Annotated in this window: 19 protein-coding genes and 2 pseudogenes; 5 read left to right on the top strand and 16 right to left on the bottom strand. The window is 57.8% G+C overall.

Translation table 11 applies throughout. From position 1 onward, the window contains the following. Positions 1–94: 94 nt before the first annotated feature. On the bottom strand, positions 95–2,710 hold the full coding sequence (locus KOE80_RS01580) for a cation:proton antiporter (RefSeq protein ID WP_226348299.1): 2,616 nt from the start codon (positions 2,708–2,710) through the stop codon (positions 95–97). 282 nt (positions 2,711–2,992) lie between these two features. Between KOE80_RS01580 and KOE80_RS01575 the strand changes: the two genes are divergently transcribed. Next, positions 2,993–3,430 (top strand): DUF2946 family protein, encoded by a 438-nt coding sequence (locus tag KOE80_RS01575; RefSeq protein WP_226348189.1) that lies wholly within the window; start codon positions 2,993–2,995, stop codon positions 3,428–3,430. A gap of 98 nt (positions 3,431–3,528) precedes the next feature. Then, positions 3,529–5,580: a TonB-dependent copper receptor gene (locus KOE80_RS01570; RefSeq protein ID WP_226348188.1), complete on the top strand. Its 2,052-nt coding sequence runs from the start codon at positions 3,529–3,531 to the stop codon at positions 5,578–5,580. A gap of 251 nt (positions 5,581–5,831) precedes the next feature. Here KOE80_RS01570 and rpoH read toward each other — a convergent pair whose 3' ends face one another. The 11 genes from rpoH to KOE80_RS01515 form a co-directional block, all read right to left on the bottom strand. Further along, positions 5,832–6,728 carry an RNA polymerase sigma factor RpoH gene (rpoH, locus tag KOE80_RS01565; RefSeq protein WP_009457472.1) on the bottom strand — a complete coding sequence of 299 codons (897 nt, stop codon included), beginning with the start codon at positions 6,726–6,728 and terminating at the stop codon, positions 5,832–5,834. Positions 6,729–7,017: 289 nt separating this feature from the next. Further along, entirely contained in the window at positions 7,018–7,911 is an 894-nt protein-coding gene (gene fghA / locus KOE80_RS01560) for an S-formylglutathione hydrolase (protein ID WP_042485512.1), read from the bottom strand. 126 nt (positions 7,912–8,037) lie between these two features. Further along, entirely contained in the window at positions 8,038–9,144 is a 1,107-nt protein-coding gene (locus tag KOE80_RS01555; RefSeq protein WP_226348187.1) for an S-(hydroxymethyl)glutathione dehydrogenase/class III alcohol dehydrogenase, read from the bottom strand. A 152-nt stretch (positions 9,145–9,296) separates the two neighbouring features. Then, positions 9,297–10,538 carry a cardiolipin synthase ClsB gene (gene clsB, locus KOE80_RS01550; RefSeq protein WP_042485509.1) on the bottom strand — a complete coding sequence of 414 codons (1,242 nt, stop codon included), beginning with the start codon at positions 10,536–10,538 and terminating at the stop codon, positions 9,297–9,299. Positions 10,539–10,578: 40 nt separating this feature from the next. Then, entirely contained in the window at positions 10,579–11,430 is an 852-nt protein-coding gene (locus tag KOE80_RS01545; RefSeq protein WP_042485507.1) for an endonuclease/exonuclease/phosphatase family protein, read from the bottom strand. 18 nt (positions 11,431–11,448) lie between these two features. After that, on the bottom strand, positions 11,449–13,236 hold the full coding sequence (gene aspS, locus KOE80_RS01540; RefSeq protein WP_042485503.1) for an aspartate--tRNA ligase: 1,788 nt from the start codon (positions 13,234–13,236) through the stop codon (positions 11,449–11,451). Between the two features lie 42 nt (positions 13,237–13,278). Next, entirely contained in the window at positions 13,279–13,938 is a 660-nt protein-coding gene (locus tag KOE80_RS01535) for a DUF502 domain-containing protein (protein WP_026483570.1), read from the bottom strand. Positions 13,939–13,949: 11 nt separating this feature from the next. Beyond that, a complete protein-coding gene (locus KOE80_RS01530) occupies positions 13,950–14,153 on the bottom strand; it encodes an FmdB family zinc ribbon protein (RefSeq protein WP_371478382.1) in 204 nt (67 codons plus the stop codon). A gap of 263 nt (positions 14,154–14,416) precedes the next feature. Next, positions 14,417–15,676: a putative Na+/H+ antiporter gene (locus KOE80_RS01525; RefSeq protein ID WP_226348186.1), complete on the bottom strand. Its 1,260-nt coding sequence runs from the start codon at positions 15,674–15,676 to the stop codon at positions 14,417–14,419. 43 nt (positions 15,677–15,719) lie between these two features. Next, positions 15,720–16,664, bottom strand: coding sequence for a 4-hydroxybenzoate octaprenyltransferase (gene ubiA, locus KOE80_RS01520; RefSeq protein WP_035269713.1), 945 nt, complete (start codon positions 16,662–16,664; stop codon positions 15,720–15,722). 210 nt (positions 16,665–16,874) lie between these two features. Beyond that, positions 16,875–18,071 carry a PLP-dependent aminotransferase family protein gene (locus KOE80_RS01515; protein ID WP_035269711.1) on the bottom strand — a complete coding sequence of 399 codons (1,197 nt, stop codon included), beginning with the start codon at positions 18,069–18,071 and terminating at the stop codon, positions 16,875–16,877. A 295-nt stretch (positions 18,072–18,366) separates the two neighbouring features. Between KOE80_RS01515 and KOE80_RS01510 the strand changes: the two genes are divergently transcribed. Genes KOE80_RS01510 through KOE80_RS01500 form a run of 3 tightly spaced genes read left to right on the top strand, consistent with a single transcriptional unit; the run spans position 18,367 to position 21,624 of the window. After that, positions 18,367–18,972 (top strand): HutD family protein, encoded by a 606-nt coding sequence (locus tag KOE80_RS01510; RefSeq protein WP_226348185.1) that lies wholly within the window; start codon positions 18,367–18,369, stop codon positions 18,970–18,972. Positions 18,973–18,976: 4 nt separating this feature from the next. Then, on the top strand, positions 18,977–20,200 hold the full coding sequence (gene hutI, locus KOE80_RS01505) for an imidazolonepropionase (RefSeq protein WP_088453136.1): 1,224 nt from the start codon (positions 18,977–18,979) through the stop codon (positions 20,198–20,200). Positions 20,201–20,202: 2 nt separating this feature from the next. After that, complete coding sequence (locus KOE80_RS01500; protein WP_226348184.1) at positions 20,203–21,624, top strand: formimidoylglutamate deiminase; 1,422 nt, start codon at positions 20,203–20,205, stop codon at positions 21,622–21,624. An 11-nt stretch (positions 21,625–21,635) separates the two neighbouring features. Here KOE80_RS01500 and KOE80_RS01495 read toward each other — a convergent pair whose 3' ends face one another. The 4 genes and pseudogenes from KOE80_RS01495 to KOE80_RS01480 form a co-directional block, all read right to left on the bottom strand. After that, positions 21,636–21,938 carry a helix-turn-helix domain-containing protein gene (locus KOE80_RS01495; protein WP_035269706.1) on the bottom strand — a complete coding sequence of 101 codons (303 nt, stop codon included), beginning with the start codon at positions 21,936–21,938 and terminating at the stop codon, positions 21,636–21,638. Beyond that, positions 21,925–22,305, bottom strand: a pseudogene (locus KOE80_RS01490) (type II toxin-antitoxin system RelE/ParE family toxin); the annotation flags it as partial. The pseudogene KOE80_RS01490 and the gene KOE80_RS01495, both read right to left, overlap by 14 nt. Positions 22,306–22,700: 395 nt before the next feature. After that, positions 22,701–24,236 carry a histidine ammonia-lyase gene (gene hutH / locus KOE80_RS01485; protein ID WP_226348183.1) on the bottom strand — a complete coding sequence of 512 codons (1,536 nt, stop codon included), beginning with the start codon at positions 24,234–24,236 and terminating at the stop codon, positions 22,701–22,703. A gap of 18 nt (positions 24,237–24,254) precedes the next feature. After that, positions 24,255–24,448 (bottom strand): annotated as a pseudogene (locus KOE80_RS01480) (urocanate hydratase); the annotation flags it as partial.

The raw sequence follows: 24,448 nt of genomic DNA, 5'->3' as shown, positions 1-24,448 counted from the left end.
CAAAGTTGGTCGGACAACAGCCAGACCAACGTCGATAACCACTCTTTTACATCACTCCGCCATCAAGGTCGTATTCACGCTGCTTGCTGCCGGACTACGCCGCTTCCGTTACAACAGAGGTGCCCCCACTAGGCTGCAAAGGCCCCACAAAACTCTCCGCCTGACTCAAGGCATGCGCCAAACCAAACAGCGGTGGCAGTTCTTCGTGCTGGCGTTGGCCGGACTCGAACTCCTGCCAGACCTGGTAAGCCCGCTGGCGTTGGCGCACAACGGCTTCGATTTTTTCACTGAAGCTGGGATCTTTGCCACGCAAGGTATCGAAGTCGCGTTCGGTCAGCATCAGCAGGCGGCTATAGCCCAGGGAGCGCACTTCACCGGCATGGTCACTGTGCTCCATGACATTCACTTCGCCAATGGTCTGGCCGGTTCCCAGTTCCACCAGACTACCGTCGGGTAAGGTCAGTTCCAATGCTCCGGAAGCAACGAAGAACATGACTCGCATACCGCCATAGCGTAGATGAATTTTCTGATCTGGCAGCGCCAGACGCGGACGCAAGCGCCGTGCCAGGTCTTTCTTGGCTTGCTCGGAGATGCCATCGAACATGGGCACTTGGGCAATCAGCTCTATGGCGCTCATGGTCATGTCCAGAGTGGGACGTTCATCCAGATAACGCCAACGCTGCGTAATCTGTTTGACCAGATCGGCATACATTTCGCTGGTAATCAGGGAATGCGACAGCATGGTGCGGTAGTGCGCCCGTTCCTGGGCCGCCGCCACTCGTGCCAGATAGGACTCCTGCAACCACTGCGCAAACACCGGGTATTGCAGCGTCAAGGAATGCAAGGCATCTTCCAGCTGAGACAGGCGCAGCTTATGAGCCTGCACAATCGTGCCTGTGGCCTGTTGGCCCAGTAAGGGGGCCAATTCGGTTTCGGCAAAACGTATCAGACGCTGGGCCACAGACCGCTTGGCGATCAGGTTCGAGAAACGCTTGTCCAGTTCCCGCACCAGCCAGCCTTGCAGGCCAAACAGATAGTGCAAGCGCAAAGCAGACCGGAAACCTCGGGAGTAACGCAGATCATTGGCAATGGCGGCCTCGAAACCGGCCAAACCAGCCAGACGCACCGTATCGTTCATGCGTTCGGCGCGGCTCAACAAGGACTCGGCTGTTTTCCAATCCACAATCTGCGATTTCAGCAGCTCGTAAAACAGCTCCACCTCGCGGGCCGACAGAATCGCCATGCCCATTTTCACTTTCTGCGCCTCGGTCAGGCTCTGGATCTGGCCAGACGCCACACCGGCCTGACTGGCATCGAAGACCGTACACAGGCGCTCGATAACCTGTGGTTTGATCTGCTCTTGCCGACCCAACTCCTCCGTCTTGTCGCGCAGCTCTTCCAGGGCCAGACTCACCGCCTGATCGCGCAAATGACGTTCCAGCGGTGTCAGCTGGTTCAGGCCTAGACGGCGAATCAAGGGTCGCAAACTGATCCCGTTCACAAACAGGGTCAGCAACACAAAGCCCGTGGTAGCCACACCGATGAACTGGCGCACATCATGCGGAATGGCATGCTGTTCCGTAACGGCCAAGGCCAGTGCCAGGGAGACAGCGCCGCGCAGACCACCCCATAAAATCACCACCCGATAGGGGCGACTGACTCGGGTGCCAAAGCGGGTGCGCCCCAGCAAAGGCAGCACGGCAAACACCATGACGGCCCGCGCCAGCAAGGTCACCACAAACAGCAAGGCCACCAGGCCAATCTGCGTCCAGGTGATTTCGGCCATCAGGCGCGGAATCAGCATGGCAGCAAACAAGAAGATCAGGGAGTTGGCCAAGAAGCCCATCTGCGTCCAGGAGCTGCTCAAAAGCTCGAAGGTCGCAGGCGACATGCGGGTACGCCCCGTGGAGCCCACCACCAAGCCGGAAATCACCGTGGCGACCACACCTGATACGCCCAGATAATGCTCGGACACAAAGAAGGCCAGATACGCCAAGGCAATCGTCAAGGTGACTTCAGCCGCCGGCCAGCCACGCAAGAGCACGAACAGGCCGCTAGCCAGACGCCCCATCAGGAAACCTGCCACACCACCGCCTAAGAAGCTGAACAGAAAGCTGCCCAGCACGGTGCTGCCGCTTAACTCGCCACCGCCGGTCAGCACGGCCAGCAGCACGGAATACAAGGCAATTGAAGCCGCATCGTTGAACAGGGCTTCGCCTTCCACCAGCGTGGACAAGCGCTTGGGTGCGCCCACTTCACGGAAGATGCCCACCACAGCGACTGGGTCAGTGGTGGCCACAATTGCGCCCAGCATCAGACAGACCACCAGCCCATAGGAGGAAGCAGCGTTCAGGGCGTAGCCCACGGCAAAGGTACAGACCACCACGGCCACGATAGCCATCATCAGGATGGCGCCTATATCGTCGAGCAGGCGGCGCAAGTTCATGGCCAGCGATGTCTCGAACAGCAGGATAGGCAGGAAGGCGTAAAGAAAGGTCTCGGAGGAGATGTCGAAGGCCTGCAAGGTATTCAGGAAGTCCGACACCATCTTGGGCGCCCAGGCATGCAGATGCAGCAAGATACCCAGTGCAAAGCCGATCAGGGCCAGAAGTACGGAGTACGGCAGTCGCAAGCGTCCAGCCAAAGGCGGCATAAAGGCAACCAGCCCTAGCAGGCCTGCCAATCCAAAAACAAACTGCCCAATCTGCATCGCGACATCCTTTGTCATCGGCATTGAGTCGATCGGCATGTGCATACGCATTCAGGCATGGGCAAGCCAGATCGGCACGGAAAATCCCCCCGCTTTCCGCATGAATCAGAATAGCGCCTTTTTCCCGACCTACAGCCGCCGAATTATCTTTTTCTCGCAAAATTTACGTTTTTTGGTCTCCGGCCCGCGGTCAGAAACACAAATAGACGGTGATACGGCAGCAAGCCAAAATCTGCGCCAGCGCAAATTCGTCCCTGACATAACTCGTTATACTTTCGCATCATGAATTTTCCGCGCACCTTCCTCGCTGCGACACACTGGCCCCATCGTCTGGGCCTGTGCTTGTTGTTGCTGGCAGTGGTGCTACGCGGAATGGTGCCTGCGGGCTATATGCCCAAGCAGACCGATCAGGGTTATGCGCTGGCCTTCTGTCTGCCCTCAGGACAAAACCTGCCACCTGAAATGATTCAGCACTGGGCGGCCTTGTTAGGCGAGGACAACAGCGCCCATTCGGACGAGGCCACCACCAGCGCGACCTGTCCCTTCTTTGTCATGCTGCAAGCCGCGCTGACACCGGCTCCTGTTGCGGTCGTCACGCCCTTGAGCCTGGGCCATTTCCGGCCCTTCCTGCTTCCCCCTCTTAGCCCCGCCCTGGCACAGGCCTTTATTCGTGGCCCGCCGGTGGGGCAACGCGCCCCGCCCTCTCTTCTTCCTGCCTGATTCCCCGCGTTCGGCCCTGCCGCTACGCCTTTTCTCCTTTGTTGCTATCGCCCAAGCGGGTTTGCCGCTGGACGACGGCTGCTCTTCGGAATTTAGTCATGAAGAAATTAATAAACCCCGGCCTGATCAGCGCCGGTGTGCTGGCCTGCGTGCCCTCTATTGCCCTGGCCCAATCCACCGTTATTGAACAACTGAGCCCCATTGTGGTGACCGGGGTTGCTCCTGAATCCCCTTTGCAGTTCAGCACCAACCCCAAGCTGCCCCGCCTGCCCTTGCCGGCCAGCGACGGCACAGATTACTTGAAAACCATTCCTGGCTTTGCCGCCATTCGTAATGGCGGCAGCAACGGGGACCCGGTACTGCGCGGCATGTTTGGCTCGCGTCTGAACATACTGACCAATGGCAGCTCCATGCCCGGGGCCTGCCCGTCGCGCATGGATGCGCCGACCTCCTACATTTCGCCCCAATCCTTTGATGAACTGACCATCATCAAAGGTCCGCAAAGCGTGCGCTGGGGCCCAGGGGCTTCTGCCGGGACGGTACGTTTCGAGCGCAAAGCGCCCGGCTTTACCGAAAACGATGCCACGCTGGACGCCAGTATTCTGGGCGGCTCGGCTGGCCGTCACGCAGGCAATGTGGACTTTGCTGCTGGCAATGCCTCTTACTATGCCCGCCTGACCGCCAATCAAGATCGCGCTCAGGACTACAAGGACGGGGATGGTGAACGTGTGCCCTCGCGCTGGAAAAAGTGGAATACAGACGTCGCCATTGGCCTGACACCGGATGCCGATACCTTGCTGGAGTTAAGCGCAGGTACGGGTGACGGCTATGCCCGCTATGCTGGTCGTGGCATGGATGGTACGAAATTCAAGCGTGAAACCCTGGGTCTGCGTTTCAAGAAGGATATGCACGAAGGCGTGCTGCGCAATGTGGAGGCCCAGCTCTACTACAACTACGCCGATCACGTTATGGACAACTACGGGCTGCGCACCTTCAAACCGGGTGGTGGCATGTCCATGCCTATGGCCTCCAATGTGGACCGCCTGACCTGGGGCGGCCGTCTCAGCATGGATTGGGCCTTGAGCGAAGACCTGACCCTGACCACGGGTGCTGATTTGATGCGCAGCCGCCATCGCAAACGCAGTGGCATGGGCATGCAGGATTACCGCGATCAGGATTGGGTGAAAGATGCCGAGTTCGACAATATTGGCCTGTTCACCGAAGCCCGTTGGGATTTGAACGACGCCAGCCGTTTGATTGGTGGTGCACGTCTGGATTGGGCCAGCGCCCGTGACCTGCGCCCCAGCCTGGGCAGCGGCATGATGAGCAAGCCCAACCCCGGCGCGAACGAGCGCCGTAAGGAAACCCTGCCCAGTGCCTTCCTGCGTATCGAGCATGATCTGGATTCCCTGCCGTTGAGTCTGTACGCCGGTATTGGCCATGTGCAACGCATGCCGGATTACTGGGAGCTGATTTCCCCGGCCAGCGGTCCACAAGGCAGCGCCAGTGCCTTCCTGGTCATTCAGCCTGAAAAAACCACACAGCTGGATTTTGGCGCGCAGTACAAGGATGAAACAGTCTCGGCCTGGGCCTCCGCCTATATTGGCCAGATTCAGGATTACATCCTGTTCGACTACCTGCCCGGCGGCATGATGGGCACGAAAACCCAAGCCAGAAACGTCAAGGCCCGCATCATGGGTGGGGAATTGGGTGCAGACTGGAAAGCCACGCCCAACTGGACCTTGGGCGGCAGCCTGGCCTATGCCTGGGGCCGCAACAGTACGGATGGCCGCGCCCTGCCGCAAATGCCCCCGCTGGATGTGCGTTTGACGGCGGACTATGTGCAAGGCCCCTGGTCTGCAGGCGGAGTCTGGCGCATTGTGGCCAAGCAAAATCGCTATTCACAGGGGCAAGGGAATGTGGTGGGTTACGACTTCGGGCCTACGGGTGGCTTCAGCACCCTGTCGCTGTATGGCGGCTACAAGATCAACCGCAATCTGTCGCTGACTGCCGGTGTGGATAATGTGTTCGACAAGACTTACGGCGAGCACCTGAATCTGGCCGGGAACAGCGGTTTTGGTTTTGGCGCAGCAAGCCGCTTTAATGACCCTGGCCGCACCGTCTGGCTGCGTGCCGCTTTGACCTTCTGATCGTTTTTGCCTGCTGGGTCGGGCTGACTCGGCAGGCAAAACAGCTGAAAAATCAGGGCAAAAAAAAAGGGACACCTAGCTGGTGTCCCGTAAACATCCGCTTCAAAAGGGAGGGGAAGAGGAGAAGCCGAAGCGGATGCGCAAATGCCGAATTGCATAGGTGGCAAAAATCAGCAAATGTATTGTTTAGTCCGCGAAGATCAGCTTAAGTTCTTCGGATTCCCCGAAAAGTTGTAACTCTTTAAAACGACTTAAGCCGCTGGCGCCAAGGCGACGCGCAGCTTCTTGAATGCCGCCACTTCAATCTGGCGAATACGCTCTGCCGACACGCCAAATTCGGCGGCCAGATCGTGCAAGGTGGCACCGCCATCGTCCTGCAACCAGCGGGCGCGCACAATGCGCTGCGAACGCTCGTCCAGCGTGTCGATCGCTTCTTCCAGGCCACTGCCTTCCAGCATGTCCTGGGCACGACGCTCCAGCACGCGTGTCGGTTCCTCGTGCCCTTCGTCGGACAGGTAGGAAATAGGCGCGAAGTTGTCATCGTCGTCGTTGGCCGGGGCTTCCAGGGCCATATCGTGACCGGACAGACGCACTTCCATCTCGCTGACGTCCTGTGGACGCACATCAAGTTCACGTGCAATCGCGTCTACCTGAGCCGTATCCAGCGTTTGTCCGTCCGGACGCATGCGGCGCAAATTGAAAAACAGTTTGCGTTGGGCCTTAGTCGTGGCCACTTTCACCATGCGCCAGTTGCGCACGACGTATTCGTGGATCTCGGCCTTGATCCAATGCACGGCAAAGGACACCAGGCGCACCCCGCGATCGGGGTCAAAGCGTTTGACGGCCTTCATCAGGCCCACGTTACCTTCCTGAATCAGGTCGGCATGAGGCAAGCCGTAACCCAGGTACTGGCGGGCAATGGAGACCACCAGACGCAGGTGCGACAAAATCAGTTCACGCGCAGCATCCAGGTCATCCTGGTCGCGCAGGCGTTGACCCAGCTCGGTCTCGCGTTCAGCGCTGAGCATGGGCAGGCGGTTAACAGCAGAAATATACGCTTCGATCGTCCCCAGTGCGCCTGGATTAGACACGGCGGCGACGAGTTCATTACCAGACGTCAGGGCCAAAGCGTTCGCTTGTTGTGTCATGGAAAATCCTTCAAAGGTCAGCCGGCGAGAGCACTAAACCAGGCCCTCAAACCGCAGAAAACGTATTTCAACAATCATTGAGTTTAGCACTCGATGGTCTGGAGTGCTAAAAATTTCGAATACAGGAATAAGAGCGTCGCAGCAAGAAAAAGTTCACTACTTGGGGGAAAACTGCTGCAAATCGGTGGGCAGAACGCCACAAACAGGCAAAAAAAAACCGTGGCTGCCTGAGAGTAACGCCTTCATGCCCACCTGAAAATAACAAAGTGCGACCTTGTTTATCCAGCGATCACAGTCGCTCGGCGTGGAAATTCAGATGGTCCTGAATGAAGGTCGAGATGAAGTAGTAGCCGTGGTCATAGCCATCGTGACGGCGCAGGGTCAAAGGCTGTTTGGCCTGCTCGCACGCCTGCTCGAATACTTCCGGATACAGTTGTTCGGCCAGAAAACCGTCGCTCAAACCCTGATCCACCAGAATACCGGCGGGATACGGTGTGCTGGCCTTGGCCATCAAGACGCTGGCGTCATGTTGTTCCCAAGCCTGGCGATCCTGACCCAGGTAGGCACCAAATGCTTTTTCGCCCCAGGGGCAGCGGGTTGGCGCAGCAATAGGCGCAAAGGCCGACACGGAGCGGTACTTGCCAGGATGGCGCAGAGCCAGCGTCAAGGCACCATGGCCGCCCATGGAATGACCAAAAATACCCACACGGCTGGCGTCGCCGGGCAGGATGGTCGTGACCAGATCAAACAGCTCCTGGGTCACATAGCTTTCCATGCGGTAATTCTTGTTCCAGCCAGGCTCAGTGGCATCCAGATAAAAACCGGCGCCAGTTCCCAGATCCCAGCCCTCCTCCTCCCCGTCCACACCCGCGCCACGCGGGCTGGTATCGGGAGTGACCAGCATGATGCCGTGCTCGGCAGCGTAGCGCTGGGCACCGGCCTTGATCATGAAGGTTTCTTCCGTGCAGGTCAGCCCTGCCAGGAAAAACAGCACAGGCACACGGCCTTGCCCGATGGCCTCTGCCAGACTGGCGGCCCCTTTTTGGGCGCTGGCCTGCAGTTGCGGCGGCATATACACAGAAAAACGCATGGGCAGGCCAATTGTCTGCGAAGCGTGTTGGTAGTAGCGCTGCCAACCATTAAAACAGCGGTGTTCGTTGAGCAGTTCCAGTGTCTGAGTCATAGCCCCCTCTTGTTCTCAATTGCAGATCCGGCCCACATCCTGTGGCACGCCCAAGGGCGGCCACGGACTCTGGAACCGGGATAAAGGGTGCAGGCGGCTGCCTGCGCCCTCCTCAAGCGACGTCTATCAGTACATCACCACCGAACGGATGGATTTACCGGCATTCATCAGGTCAAAGCCTTCGTTGATGCGCTCCAGCGGCAAGGTGTGGGTGATCAGATCGTCGATATTGATCTTGCCATCCATGTACCAGTCCACAATCGTGGGCACGTCGGTACGGCCACGGGCGCCACCAAAAGCAGAGCCCTTCCATTCACGGCCTGTGACCAGTTGAAAGGGACGGGTGGAGATTTCGGCACCGGCCTCGGCCACACCAATAATGATGGACTGGCCCCAACCGCGGTGGCAGCACTCCAGCGCCTGACGCATCACCTTGGTGTTGCCGATACATTCAAAGGAGTAATCCGCGCCGCCGTCTGTCAGTTGAATGATGTGGTCCACCACGTTTTCAACTTCATTGGGGTTCACGAAATCGGTCATGCCGAACTGGCGAGCCATGGCTTCGCGCTCGGGGTTGATATCCACGCCAATGATCTTGCCAGCGCCGACCATCTTGGCGCCCTGTATCACGTTCAGGCCAATACCTCCCAAACCGAAGACCACCACATTGGCACCCGCTTCCACTTTGGCGGTGAACAATACAGCGCCCAAGCCTGTGGTCACGCCACAGCCGATGTAGCACACCTTGTCGAAAGGTGCGTCGCTACGAATCTTGGCCAAGGCAATTTCTGGCACCACGATATGGTTGGCAAAAGTCGATGTGCCCATGTAATGGTGCACAGGCTTGCCACCAATGGAGAAGCGCGAGGTGCCATCGGGCATCAGGCCCTTGCCCTGGGTAGAGCGAATGGCGGTACACAGGTTGGTCTTGCGCGACAGGCAGGATTTGCACTGACGGCACTCGGGTGTGTACAGAGGGATTACGTGATCGCCGGGACGCAGGCTGGTCACGCCAGCGCCCACATCCAGCACCACGCCTGCACCTTCATGGCCCAGAATCGCTGGGAACAAACCTTCTGGATCCGCGCCAGACAGGGTGTAGTAATCGGTATGGCAAATGCCCGTCGCCTTGATCTCGACCAGCACTTCGCCCGCTTTGGGAGCTGCCAGATCGACCTCTTCAATCGTTAGCGGTGCGCCCGCTTTCCAGGCAACAGCTGCACGTGTTTTCATGTGGTCCACCCTCCGGGTAAAAGTAATTATGGTTACGGCAAACTCGGTCCTTCGGGACCAAACTCTTAAAGTATAGAGAGTATTTTATAAGGTGCTGCCCGGCTGGCGGCACCTTGTATGGGTAAAGACCCGCACAACGTACAGGATTGCACTCAATACAAGGACGATTTACCCGTCAGCAGCACGCCCAGGCGCAACATACCATAGGCCAGGTAATCGACCAGCCGGCTGAATACACCCAGACGCTGATACTGCTCCGGGTAGACTCGTGCGGCATTGTGCTCGATCTCGTACTCCAGCCTGGCCTGCAAGTTCTGGGTAAACGGCTGATCCTGAATCAGTACATTGGCCTCACGCGCCAGGAGCAGGCTGAACGGATCCAGATTGGACGAACCCACCATGGAATAGTCATCAATGACGGCCACTTTGGCGTGCAAATAGCTGGCCTTGTACTCGTACAGCTCGATGCCATGATCCAGCAATTGTCCATACATGAATCTACAGGCCCGATATTGCAGGAAGTATTCAGCATGGCCTTGCAGCAACAAGCGCACCCGCACGCCCCGCTCCGCAGCCTGCTCAATACGACGGCGCAAGGTGCGACCCGGAAAGAAATAGGCATTGGCCAAAATGACCTGCTCCTTTGCCTTGCACAGCAGCTGCAAGTAGGCCTGCTCAATTTGCTGACGATGGCGCACATTATCCCGCAGCAGCAAACTGGCCCGTATGCCTTCAAAAACCTGGCCGGCCTGCTCTGCCTTCTTGCGTTCCTGACGGCGCTTGCGCCATTCACGCCATAAGGTAAAACGCTGGGTGAAGCTGTCCCAATCCTTGCGTCTGCGCCAGGCCATACGCAGCCATAAAGCCTGCTGAGCCCGCACCATATCATCCACAATCGGCCCTTCGCAACGCACGGCAAAATCAAAACGCGGCCTGCCCTCGCCATTGATCAAGGGCACATCATCAAAGTCATCCAGAATATTGATGCCACCGACAAAGCCAATGCGCTCATCGACCACCAGCATTTTCCGGTGCAGCCTGCGCAGGCGTCGCAAAGACAAGCGCGGTTCGCGCCAACCTTGGGGCTTGGGGCGATAAATTCGGTAGCGGGCACGCATGGCCTTTAGCTGTTCTGCAATCTGCAAGGCATGCACATCACTGCCAAAACCATCAATCACCACGCGGACGCGCACACCCCGCTCGCAGGCCCGACGCAAGGCGTCCAGGACACTATTACCGCTGTCATCCAGGTTGAAAATGTAGGTTTCCAGGTGCAGGCGCTTTTTGGCCTGGTCGATCGCCTTGCAAATAGCCGGAAAAAATTCCTGGCCGTTTTGCAGCAAGGTGATCTGATTACCTTCGTGCCAAAGTGGATCGCGCTTCAGACTCGGCATGCTTGCTAGGCCTATGCGTTAGGAAACCACTGAATGCCCTTTAAGGCAGCTCCAGCTCGGTCAGGATGGGGGCGTGGTCGGACAATTGCTTCCAGGGCTCACCCACCAGCACACGGGCATTACGCACCGCAAAACCACGCTGATAGACACGATCCAGACGTAGCCAGGGGAAGGCGGCGGGGAAGGTGCGGGGAGGTGGCGTCATGCGGGCGGCACCATTCACGCCCAGCTGAATGCCTTGATCCGGCACGACCAGCCCGCTTTTGCGCATGGTGCGCAGCCATTTGATGGGCTGACGCAAACGGAAGCGGTTATCGGCCTGACCACGAGGCGAGAAGGAAAACACTTCATACAGATTCAATTGCTGCACAAAGATAGGCGCCAGGCGGTTATTCCAGTCGTTGAAGTCGCCCGCGATCAGCAAAGGTTCGTCCGCAGGGACAATGCGCTTGATGCGATCGAGCAAGGCCTGAACCTGACGCACCCGACCACTGTTGAACAGCCCCAGGTGCACCACAATGCAATGCACCGGACGGCCGCCAACATCCACAACCGCATGAAGCAAACCGCGCTGTTCCATGCGATGGTCGGAGATGTCCTGGTTTTCGTACTGCAAAATGGGAAAGCGCGACAACAAGGCGTTGCCATGGTCCGTATGGGGACGCACCACGTTGCAGCCGTAAGCCGTATTCATGCGCAAGGCAGCAGCCAGCGATTCGTGCTGGGCGTCCAGGCTGCTTTGCAGCTGGTTACGCCCTTGCACTTCCTGCAAAAACAACAAGTCGGGAGACAGCCCGTAAAGCCCCAGACGCAGATCCGCCAAAGACTCCCGTTTGCCCGAAGCCGAGCGGCCCTTGTGAATGTTGTAGCTAACTACCCGAATCACTGACACGCCGTCCCCCCATCTGACTTACTTGTTTTCAACAGCCCGCAGACGAATATGCAACTCGCGCAGTTGCTGCTCGTCCACAGCCGATGGGGCCTGGGTCAGCAAGCACTGAGCACGTTGTGTCTTGGGGAAAGCAATCACGTCACGGATCGAATCGGCACCAGCCATCAAGGTGACCAGACGATCCAGACCCATGGCCAGACCACCGTGTGGAGGCGCACCGTATTGCAGCGCATCCAGCAGGAAGCCGAACTTCAGTTGTGCTTCTTCAGGACCGATATTCAAGGCATTGAACACTTTGCTCTGAACGTCGGCACGGTGGATACGGACCGAACCGCCACCCACTTCCCAACCGTTCAGCACCATGTCGTAGGCCTTGGCAAAGGCCTTGCCGGGATCGGTTTCCAGCAGGTCTTCGTGGCCGTCCTTGGGGCTGGTGAAGGGGTGGTGAGCAGCAAAGTAGCGGTTTTCGCCCTCGTCGTATTCGAACATGGGGAAGTCCACCACCCACAGAGGCTTCCAGCCGTCTTCGGCCAGACCGTTGGCCTTGCCAAATTCGCTGTGACCGATCTTGATACGCAGGGCACCAATCGCGTCGTTCACGATCTTGGCCTTGTCAGCACCAAAGAAGATCAGGTCGCCGTTCTGGGCGCCCGTGCGCTCCATCACCTGCTTCAGAACCTCAACGTTGATGTTCTTGACGATAGGCGACTGCAGGCCTTCAGGGATCGAGGTCACATCGTTGACCTTGATATAAGCCAGGCCCTTGGCACCGTAGATACCGACGAACTTGGTGTAGGCGTCGATTTCGCTGCGGGGCATGGCGCCACCGCCAGGAATACGCAGGGCAACCACACGGCAGGATGGGTCGTTGGCGGGAGCGGAGAAGACCTTGAAGTCCACTTCACGCATCAAGTCAGCCACGTCCACGAACTCCAGCTTGACGCGCAGGTCAGGCTTGTCCGAACCGTAGCGCTGCATGGCTTCAGTCCAGCTCATGGTGGGGAACTTGGGCAGTTCCACGTTTTGCACAGTACGGAAAATGTGCGTGACCATGCCTTCAAAAATATCGCGAATCTGCTCTTCGTTCAGGAAGGAGGTTTCGCAGTCAATCTGGGTAAATTCAGGCTGGCGGTCAGCACGCAAGTCTTCGTCGCGGAAGCACTTGGTGATCTGGTAGTAGCGGTCAAAGCCCGACACCATCAGCATTTGCTTGAACAGCTGGGGCGACTGGGGCAGTGCGAAGAATTCGCCTGCGTTCACACGCGAGGGAACCAGATAGTCGCGAGCGCCTTCAGGGGTGCTCTTGGTCAACATGGGGGTTTCAATATCGATGAAACCCAGGTCGTCCAGGTAGCGACGGGATTGCATGGCCACTTTGTAGCGCAGCATCAGGTTGTTCTGCATTTGCGGACGGCGCAAATCCAGCACACGGTGCGTCAGACGCGTGGTTTCGGACAGATTGTCATCATCCAGCTGGAAAGCAGGCGTGACCGAAGCGTTCAGGATTTCGATTTCGTCGCAAACGATTTCAATCTCGCCCGAGCGCAGATCAGGATTGACCGTGCCTTCAGGACGAGCCTGAACGCGGCCGGTAATGCGCAGGCAGTACTCATTACGGATACGTTCGGCCACTTCAAAGGCCTGAACGTTGTCAGGGTTGACGACAACCTGCGCCAGACCCTCACGGTCGCGCAGATCAATGAAAATCACACCCCCGTGGTCGCGGCGACGATGTACCCAGCCAAACAAATTGACCGTCTGGCCCAGGTATTCTTTGGAAACCTCGCCGGTATAACACGTACGCATCTAGGATGACTCCGAAATAGTAAAAACTGCAAATTGGAAAATTCAGGTTCCAGCCAAGGGGGGTGTCCCTTCAGGACCCTCCGGCTGGTCAGAAACAGGGGGTAAAGCGATCGGCTCGGTAGGGCTGACCACTCCCATGGATACGATGTATTTAAGCGCCGCATCCACTGTCATGTCGAGCTTGTGTACATCCGCCCGAGGCATCATCAGGAAAAAACCGGAAGTCGGGTTGGGCGTGGTGGGCACGTAGACGCTGACAAAGTCCTCTCCCAGTATCTGCGCCACTTGTCCGCCCGGCGTGCCGGTCAAAAAGGCAATGGTCCAGGAACCGGCCCTGGGATACTGCACCAGAACGGCCTCGCGAAACGCCTGACCATCGGGTGCCAACACCGTATCACTGACTTGCTTGACGGAATTATAAATGGAACGCACCAAAGGAATACGCCCAAGTAGCAATTCCCAACGATCCACAACGGCACGGCCCAGGTAATTGGCCGCCAGCAAACCCGTGCCAAACAAGACGGCCAGCACCAGCACAATTCTAAAGCCGGGAATCCGCAGGCCGAACAGGGCCTGCGAAGACAGAAACTCCGGCACTACGCTCTCCAGCGTTTCGATCAGCAAAGTCAGCACCCAGACGGTGATGACCAAGGGCACCCAAATGAGCAGGCCAGTGACGAAATAACGCTTGAAGGGGCGCATAAGAAATGGTGTTAGCTGGACGATGAGGAAGAAGGTGTCGTCGCAGGCGCGGGTGTGGACGTAGCGCCACTGTCCGCGGGCTTGCTGCCACCCTGGTTACGAAAATCCGTTACATACCAGCCCGTACCCTTGAGCTGGAATCCGGCCGCCGTTACCTGTTTGGTAAAGGTAGGCTGGTTACATTCTGGACAAACCTCCAAAACGGGGTCCGACATTTTTTGCAGCACATCTTTTTCGTATTGGCACGAGCTGCATTTATACGCATAGATAGGCACGACTCACCCTAACAAAAAGCCGAAACAAACTTCGAGATACAAATAAGTAGGGTCGAAACCAGCAAATTCAAGCCGGAGACCCGTTCAATCAGCAACCGCAAAGGGTTCCCAGGGGCGCTTCTGCCGTGATTTTAGCCCTTTTGGCGTTCAATCGCACTGAACTTCGCCCCGGCCAGACAGGCCGCCCCTGGCGGCCATCCGGTTCAGATCAAAAACATGCAGGCTGCGACCAGGGTTGGCACCATGGCACTAAGCAGCAAACGCAGAGGCGAGATCGCACCATCCGGGAAGCTGCCTTTCAGAATGGAGAAGCCGGCGGGGTTGGGCGCGTTGGCAATCACGGTCAGACCACCGCCCGTAACCGCACCGGCCACCAGCATATAGCGCCAGATATCCGAGGTGCCTTCCACCAGAGAGCCCAGATAGGTCAGCGCCGCGTTATCCGTTACTGCCGTCAAGGCCGTCGCCCCCCAGAACAGCACGGTGGGCGACAAGCCGCCCAGCAGATCCTGCAGCCACCACTTTTGCAGCCCGCCCAGGACCACCAGACCGGCCAGGAAGAAGCCAACCATCAGGCCTTCACGCACCAGCAAGGGGTTCTGGTAATGCTTGTAGGAGTGGGCGTAGCCAATAAACAGCATCAGCAGGGCCATGAACACAATGGGGTGATGCGCGCCCAGCACAATCGCCACCAGGAAAGCCACGTGAATGGCCATGACGGTAATGGGCACTGAACGCTGTGCCTGTTGTGTTTCAGGCATGCCCTGCCCCATTTCCATCAAGGCTTTACGGCAAACCAGGGTGACCAGGGTGGCATTGATCAAGACGGCCATCACAGCACGCCAACCAAAATGCGTCGCCATAAAGGCGGTGTCCCAGCCAAAGGTGCTGGCCACCATCAAGACCGGAGGGGCTGCATAGGCAGTCAGCACGCCACCAATAGAGACGTTCACAAACAGCACGCCCACGGTTAAATATTTGAAACCGGCATGGCCTTGGTGACGGAAATAGGCTTTGTGCAACAGCAGCGCCGCCAACGTCATGGCAGCAGGCTCGGTAATCAGGGAACCGGCCAGAGGCACTACCGAAATAGTGATGAAGTAGGTGGAAATCTTGTCAGACACGGGCACGGCACGCGCCAGCACCGACACCGTCTTGTTCACCAATTCCAGAATCGGACGGCTGGCAGCAACCACCATGATCGCGAACACAAACATGGGTTCGGTGAAGTTGCGGGTTTCCAGATACTCGATGGCGGACTGCAAATCCACAAAAACGGCCATATAGGCCACCAGCACACAGGCCCAGACGCCAAACACGGCCTCGACCTCGGACAACATGTGCCACAGCCCCGCGTGGCTGCCGCCTTTATTGGCCAGGCGGGCGAATACCGGAACCGAGAAGGTGTGGACGATGGCAATGGCAAATAGCGCCGTTGCGACATACTCAAGAGGAGAGGCCATTCTTCAAACCTTTAAAGCTTTACGTAAATTGCTTGAATGCAGATCAAGCCAGGCTGATCGTGCCAGCCAAAGCGGCCACCACCAGCAACACACCAACCCAGATGTTGGCACGGAAAAGGCGCAGGCCTCGTTCGGGATAGCGCACGTCAAACTGCCGCATCTGCCACAGCAGATGAATGCCGATGACGGCCATCACCACGTAGTACAAAATCCGCTCGTTCAGCAGAAAACCGCCCACCAGCCAGCAGGCCATGGCGGCGATGTAAAAACCGCTAATCCAGGTTTTGCCTGCATCGCGGAAACGCAGAGCCGTGGAGTGCAGGCCCAGCTTGGTATCGTCAGCCATGTCGATATAGGCATAGATGGAGTCGTAGCCCACCTGCCACAAAATCGCGCCCACCCACATCAGGATGGCGCCAAAAGGCACCATGTTCTGCGTATCGGACCAGGCCATCAACATGCCCCAGTTAAAGCAGATACCCAGAACCACTTGCGGCCAGTAGGTAAAACGCTTGCACAGGGGGTAAATCATCACGATCGGGAACAGGGCCAGTGCCAGCCAACGGCTGTACTCATTGATAGCCAGCAGCAGCAAGGCACACACGGCCATTTGCGCCAGCACGAAGATCACCGCCTGACGCATGGTGATCTGGCCACTGGTCAAGGGCCGGAAACGGGTACGTTCAACCTGATGGTCGAAATTACGGTCCGCCATATCGTTAAAGCAGCAGCCAATACCGCGCATCAACAAGGCGCCCAGAGAAAAGATCACCAAACGCCACAGGGTAGGAATACCGTCCGCTGCCTGCACCAGAGCGGCCAGAGCGGGCAGGAGGGTCAGCCAGGTGCCTACAGGCCGATCCAGCCGACACAAACGGGCATACGGCCCCCAGGATGCTGGCAAATAGCGAGCCACCCAGTCATTGTTGGGGCGCATATCGGACAGATCAGGACGCGGGGAAGATTCCGAAGCGGATGGAGATGTCATAGAGGTAAAACCTAAATCCAGGCCTCAAGCCATAGACTGAAAACAGGCATACCCTCTGGCAGAGGGTATGCGGTGGATTCCAGGAACCTGTTCATGCTCTGGGAGCAGGCAAAACACAATGGCCGGCGCTGAAAACCACAGCGCTGGCCAGGCCAGCGCATGAAAAGACGCAGACCCATCAGTCTGCGTCCCTTGCCTGCCAAACGACGATCAGGCTTCCTTGATGAGTTTACCCAAGATGGCGATGCCTTCGCGAATTTTTTCCTCGGGCACGGTGGCAAAGCTCAGGCGCAGGGTGTTGCGCTTGACGTCCTTGCCGGCGTAGAAAGGTTCGCCCGGAACAAAGGCCACCAGGTTCTCAATGGCTTTTTGCAGCAGGACCGTCGCATCCACATGCTCGGGCAAGGTCACCCAAATGAACATGCCGCCTTCAGGACGGGTCCATTGAGCCGTCGTCGGGAAGTTCTTGTCCATGGCGTCCAGCATGATGGCGCACTGTTTCTGGTAAATATCGCGCACTTTGGGCAGGTGCTTTTCCAGGAAACCGTTATGGACGGCTTCGTAAACAGCCATCTGTGTCAGTGTGGAGGTATGCAAGTCCGTGGCCTGCTTGATCTGCACCAGTTTGTCGATGATCTTGGCGGGAGCCACGATGTAGCCCAGACGCAGGCCAGGAGCCAGCACTTTGGAGAAGGTACCCAGGCGTATCACGGTAGCACCGGCTTTGCGGCCCAAGGACAGCAGGCTGGGCAGACGCTCGCCGGCGTAACGCAGTTCGCCGTAGGGATCGTCCTCGACGATCGGGATATGCGCAGCCGCACATCGCTCTACCAGATCCTGACGACGCTCCAGAGGCAGGCGCAGGCCGGTAGGGTTCTGGAAGTTGGGCAGTGCGTACAGCAGACGGGCACCCATGGCTTCAGGAGCCGACACGTACTCGGGGATCATGCCCTGGCCATCGGTAGGAATAGCCACGAAAGAGGGATCGTACACAGACAGAGCCTGCAAAGCGCCCAGATAAGTAGGCGACTCCACCAGCACCTTGCTGCCTTCATCAATGAACAGCTTGCCCAGCATGTCCAGGGCTTGCTGCGAACCGTTCACCAGCAGGATTTCGTCGGCGTCCACAGGAGCACCTTCGGCGCTCATTTGCTCTGCCAGCCATTGGCGCAGGGGCAGATAGCCTTCCGTCGTGGTGTATTGCAGTGCCACACGGCCCTGCTCGCTCAGTACCTTGTTGAACGCGCTTTGCATTTCCTCGACAGGAAAGCCGACTGGAGTGGGCAGACCGCCCGCAAAGGAAATAATCTCGGGACGCGCAGTGACCTTGAGAATTTCACGAATTGCGGAGCCACTCAGTTTCTGGGCACGTTGGGAAAAGGTAAAAGACTGCGAGAGGGTATCCATGATTCGGGGAAGTCCTGAAGAAGAACGATTAAATACTTCATATGCAAACTTTCTAGCTTGCAATAAATAACGCAGGATGCCGAAAAAACCAGGCATCCTGCACCTTTGAATGAATTATGACTCGGGTTTATTAGCGTATACCTTGCCACCAAGCGGCTTGCAGCGCAAGTAGCTCAAGGGTTTGTGCTCGGGATTTACCCTGAAAAAACAGCCTGCCCTTCAAGACGATCGTCGCACTTTGTCTATACTCAGCTATTGTATATACAATTGAAAATCCGCCCGGAGCCATGCCACCATGAGCCAGCCCCACCCTGCCACTTTGCTTCGTCTGCTAAACATCAGCAGCCTGCCCGCGCAGCCGTGGAAAAACGGTGGCGGCACCACGCGCGAGGTGCTGTGCCATCCCGAACATTCCGACTATGAGCACTTTGACTGGCGCATCAGCCTGGCCCAGGTCCAGACCTCCGGCGATTTTTCCCGTTTCCCCGGCATAGACCGACACATCATGTTGATCGAGGGCGACAACATGCAGCTGATTCACGACCAACACGTCCATGTGCTGCATCCATTCCAGCCCTACGCCTTCGCCGGCGAGGACAAGATGGCCTGTTTGTTACCACTCGGTCCGACACAGGACTTGAACCTGATGCTGCGCCGGGGCCGAGCCCAAGGCAGCTTGCACGCATGGCAAGGACGGAACGACTCCATGAAATTGGCCGCTGGTACGCATTTTCTGTACGCACCGCAAGGCGGCTATCAACTCCAGGCCGACACACACAGCTGGACCCTGGGCGCCGGGCAAGCCCTGACAGGCAGCACACCCGCCCCCTTGTCCCTGCAACTGCAGGCCGACCCTGCTGATGCCCCGCTGGTCTACGTCTATATCGCTCCCACGGAATGAAATGATGAGCTACACACTTTGGACCGATTTACGCCTGGCCCCCACCGCCGACCCCGAGTACGTCATCGAAGATGCCTGCCTGGTTGTACAGGCGGACCGTATCGCCTGGATGGGCCCACGTCATGACCTGCCTGCGCAGTGGCAAGACGCCACTCAAGAACACAAGCTGGGAAACCGCTGGGTCACCCCCGGGCTGATCGACTGCCACACCCATCTGGTCTACGGCGACAACCGCGCCCAGGAATTTGCCTTGCGGCTGGCAGGGGCCTCCTATGAAGAAATCGCCCGTCAGGGTGGCGGCATTGTGTCCTCCGTCAAAGCGACGCGCTCCCTGAGCGAGGACCAACTGCTGGCCCAAGCCCTGCGCCGACTGGATGCCTTGCTGGACGAAGGCGTCACCGCGATTGAAATCAAATCCGGCTACGGTCTGAATCTGGAGAGCGAGCGCAAAATGCTGCGTGTCGCCCGCCGTCTGGGCGAGCTGCGCCCGGTCACGGTGCGCACCACCTTTTTAGGTGCCCATGCCCTGCCCCCTGAATTTGCCGGGCAAACCGATGCCTACCTGGATCTGGTCTGTGATCAAATGCTGCCCACTCTGGCACAAGAAGGACTGATCGACGCGGTTGACGTCTTTTGCGAGCGTATTGCCTTCGACCTGAAGCAGTCCGAACGCGTTCTGAAAGCGGCCCAAGCGCTGGGCTTGCCCGTCAAAATGCACGCCGAGCAGCTCTCCAATCTGGGCGGCACGGAAATGGCGACCCGCTACCAGGCCCTGTCCACCGACCATCTGGAATATCTGGATGAAGCAGGCGTCATTGCCATGAAAAAAGCCGGAACCGTGGCCGTGCTGCTGCCCGGAGCCTACTACTTTCTACGCGAAACCCAGTTACCCCCGATTGAACTGCTGCGCAAACACGGCGTACCGATGGCCCTGTCCACTGACAGCAACCCTGGCACCTCCCCCTGTGCATCCCTATTACTGATACTGAACATGGGCAGCACGCTTTTCAGACTGACTGTCCCCGAAGCCCTGGCAGGTGTCACCCGCCATGCTGCTCAGGCCTTGGGTGCCCCCGACATCAACGGTGAACTCAGCATCGGGGCCCGTGCCGACTTTGTCGCCTGGGACATAGACTCCCTGCCCGAGCTGGTCTACTGGCTGGGCCTGCCACGCTGCGCCCTGGTCGTATACCAAGGCACAATCAGCCGTGACCTGCGCAAGGAATGATCATGAGCATCCTACGAAAACATGAAGCGCTCTGGGCCCCTTGGGCCTATCTGGACGGCCAGTGGCAAGCGAATGTACTGCTGCGCTGGGACCAGGACGGCACACTGACAGACGTTCTGCCCGAAGCCAGTCAGCAGGCCATAGACGCGGCGGGTTCCGTCCACACAGCGCAAGGTGCCGTACTGCCGGGCATGCCCAATCTGCATTCACATGCTTTTCAAAGTGCCATGGCCGGGCTGACTGAATTCCGGGGGCAAGGCCAGGACAGCTTCTGGAGCTGGCGCGACCTGATGTACCGCTTCGCTGCCCGCCTGGAGCCCGAGCACATGCAGGCCATTGCTCAATGGCTCTATATACAGATGCTGAAAGCAGGCTACACCAGCGTGTGCGAGTTCCATTATCTGCATCACCAGCGCGACGGTCAGAATTACACGCCCATAGGCCTGCTGGCCCAAGGCGTCATGGAAGCGGCCAGCGCCAGCGGTCTGGCCATTACCATGCTGCCTGTGCTGTACCAGTACAGCGATTTCGGTAGCAAGGCGCCGCGTCAGGATCAACAGCGCTTTCTGAATAGCCCTACACAGTTGCTGTACCTGCTGGAGTCTCTGCACAACAGCCACCCCTTGAGTGCTGACCGGCGTTACGGAGTTGCACCCCACTCCCTGCGCGCCGCCAACGTCGGCTCCATCAGTACCTTGATCGACGGCCTGCACAGCCTGCCGTCACGCCACCCGATTCACATCCACATTGCCGAGCAGATAGCCGAAGTGCTGGCCTGCCGGGACATCAAAGGCAGCAGTCCGGTGGCCTATCTCTATGACAACTTCAATGTGGACGAACGCTGGTGCCTGATCCACGCCACTCATATTGACGAGCAGGAGCGCAAGCAAATTGCCCGCAGCGGTGCCGTAGCAGGCTTGTGCCCAAGCACCGAGGCGAATCTGGGTGATGGCCTGTTCCCTGCTGCCGCCTTTCTGGCGGAGCAAGGACGTATGGGCCTAGGTTCAGACAGCCATATCTGCGTAGACTGGCGCGCCGAACTGCGCTTGCTGGAATATGGTCAACGATTGACCAGCCAGCAACGCAATGTGCTGACTTCGTCCCAACAACCTTTCGTCGCGGACTACTTGTTTGACACCTGCGCACGTGGTGGCGCACAGGCGTCCGGTCGAGCCAGCGGGCAACTAAGCCCCGGTCATCAGGCAGATTTAATGGTGATTGACCTGGAGCACCCCAGTCTGGCGGGGCTGGATAAGCAGCATTGGCTGTCGGCTCTGGTCTTTTCCGAACGCGCCCACGCCAACCCGATTCGTGATGTATTCGTCAGTGGTAAGGCCTGTGTGACAGAGGGCCATCATCATCAGGAAGAGGCGGCATTTGCGGCTTATAAAAAAACATTGAGCAGTCTACTGAACAAGGCTTAGGTACAAAAAAATCAAATGATGGCCTGTAAGCCCTTGTCGGCAATGATATTCAGCAGCTTGAGTGCCGGGCCAGTGGGATGGGTTTCACCTTGCTCCCACTTGCGTATGGTCGATGCCGTAGTATGCAAATAAAGCGCAAATACCGGCTGGCTGAACTTCAAGCCTTCCCGCAGCCGTTTGATGTCGGCCGCATCGAACTCCCGAACTGGCGGTGGACAAATTGCGTCAAACTCGCGCATCGTCACCTTGCCGATCGCTCCTGCCTCCTGAAGCGCCGCCAGGTCGCCGCGTAGCGATTCGATGATCTTGCTCACAATTCACCTCCAATAACACGTCAGCCTGCAATGCATTCAACAAGGCTTCAGGCGACAAGCCCAGGAACACCTTCCCTACAAATTGCAGCGCTTTCTTCTCATCCGGCGTGATGTTCCCCTTGTCGCTCTTGGAGAACCCATGCAGGAACACATAACGGCTACCTATTCTGGCCGAAAGCAAGCTGCGATAGCCGCCGCTTTTGCCACCACCAGGGCGAGCTACCCGCTTCTTGTATAAGGCGCCCCCCAAGTCCACATCGATCAGACCGCTTTCCATCTCCTGAACTGCCTTGCACAAGGCAATATCAGGCAGCTTCTCGGCCGCCTGCCATCGCGCAAAGTCTTTGCGCTTGAGAACGCGCGTCATATCGACCTCCAAACTATACCCGTATCGGGCACACTTATCAATCTCTCGTCGTGGAGTAGCCAATTCGCCATCCGCTCGCCCATCCCACGCGGGCTTATCCTCCTTGTGAACATAGCGCATGCACATCGCCACAGCCATGTGACTTGTGAGCTTTATATCCATCTTGATTGGCACGCCTCAGTTGGCAATACAGGCCGTCGCTCGATAGCAGATACCGTGCCTGCCTACGTAGGGGACGCAGCAGCCGTCGTGTTCACCGTGGACTTATGTCAGCAGGGCGTAGTCCAGAGAAATGCAATGCTGGGTCGCCGTGAAGCAAAAAAATCCCTGGCGTGGGGACCCATGCCAGGGACAAGTTCGTGGAGACAAAAACAATCAGCAGTACTTCATGAAAACTAAAAAAGATCAGCCGCCGTCGCCGCCAGGCTCTCATCCAGCACCAAGGCTTTCAGGGCCTCGATATCGGGAGCCAAGTAACGGTCCTGATCGTAAAAAGGCACGGCCTGGCGAATCGCGTCTTGCACCTTTTTCAAACGCTCGGAAGTCAGCAAGGGCGCATGAAAATCAATGCCTTGTGCCGCGCACAGCAATTCAATCGCCACAATCGCAGCCGTGTTCTGTGCCATGTCTTCCAGACGGCGCGCCGCAAAGGTTGCCATGCTGACGTGGTCTTCCTGATTAGCCGAAGTAGGCAGGCTATCCACACTGGCAGGATGTGCCAGCGACTTGTTTTCCGAAGCCAGAGCCGCCGCGGTCACATGGGCAATCATGAAGCCCGAATTCAAACCCGCAGAAGGCACCAGGAACGGTGGCAAGCCAGAGATGCTGGCATCAATCAACAAAGCGACTCGACGCTCTGCCAAGGCACCAATTTCAGCAATCGCCAGAGCCAAGCCATCGGCAGCGAACGCCACCGGCTCGGCGTGGAAGTTGCCTCCGGAAATCACCTGATCCGGCTCGCCATTCTTGCCGGGAAACACCAGCGGGTTATCCGTGACAGCATTGGCTTCCGTCAGCAGGCTTCGTTCGTTCTGCGTGATCAGATCCTGAATCGCACCCATGACCTGGGGCTGACAGCGCAAGCTGTAGGGGTCCTGCACCTTGTTGTCATTGTCGCGATGCGACTGACGAATCTGGCTGCCAGCCAGCAGCTCCCGGTACAGGCGAGCCGCATATATTTGCCCCGGCTGTCCACGCACCTCATGGATGCGCGCATCAAAAGGCGCATCACTGCCTTTGGCGGCGTCCACGCTCAAGGCACCGGCCAGAATCGCATTACGGAACAAGGTCTGGGTGCGGAACAGGCCGTTCAGGGCCAGAGCCGTAGACACTTGCGTGCCATTGATCAGCGCCAAGCCTTCCTTGGCAGCCAGCACAATGGGAGTGATACCCGCATTGGCCAACGCCTGCTGGGCTGGCATCCATTCGCCCTGCCACTTGGCCTGTCCTTCCCCGATCAGCGTCAAGGTCATGTGCGACAAGGGCGCCAGATCACCCGATGCGCCCACCGAACCTTTGGACGGGATGAAAGGCACCACGCCCGCATTCAGAATATCCAGCAAGGTCGTAACCACATGCGAACGTATGCCCGAAAAGCCCCGTGCCAAGCTGGCAATTTTCATGGCCATGATCAAGCGGGCCACTGCATCGGACACCGGCTCGCCCACCCCCACGGAGTGCGACAGAATCAGGTTCTTTTGCAGTTGCTCCAGATCGTGGTCGGGAATGCGTTGCTGGGCCAGCTTGCCAAAGCCGGTATTGATGCCATAAGCCGGATTACCTTCCCGGATGATCTTGGCCACAATGGCCGAGGACGCATCCATGGCCCCGATCGCCTCTGGTGGCAGAGTCAGAACAGTCGGTTCCTGCCAGATTTGGCGCAGCTGTGCCAAAGTCAGTGCGCCGGGAGAAAGCTCGATACTCTTGCTCATTTATCTGTCCTGTTTTTCTTACTTGATCATGGGCAATGTCAGCCCGAAATTCTTGGCCGTTTGAATCGCCAGCTCGTAGCCGGCATCCGCATGACGCATCACACCACTGGCGCAATCGTTAATCAAGACCCGCTCCAGACGGGCCGCAGCCTGCTCACTACCGTCGGCCACAATCACCATGCCAGCATGCTGGCTGTAGCCCATGCCCACCC

It is taken from the genome of Alcaligenes sp. 13f, assembly GCF_020496585.1.
GTDB lineage: Bacteria > Pseudomonadota > Gammaproteobacteria > Burkholderiales > Burkholderiaceae_B > Alcaligenes > Alcaligenes phenolicus.
The sequence above is the reverse complement of the archived record's forward strand: the minus strand, read 5'-3'. Positions and strand labels throughout refer to the sequence as shown.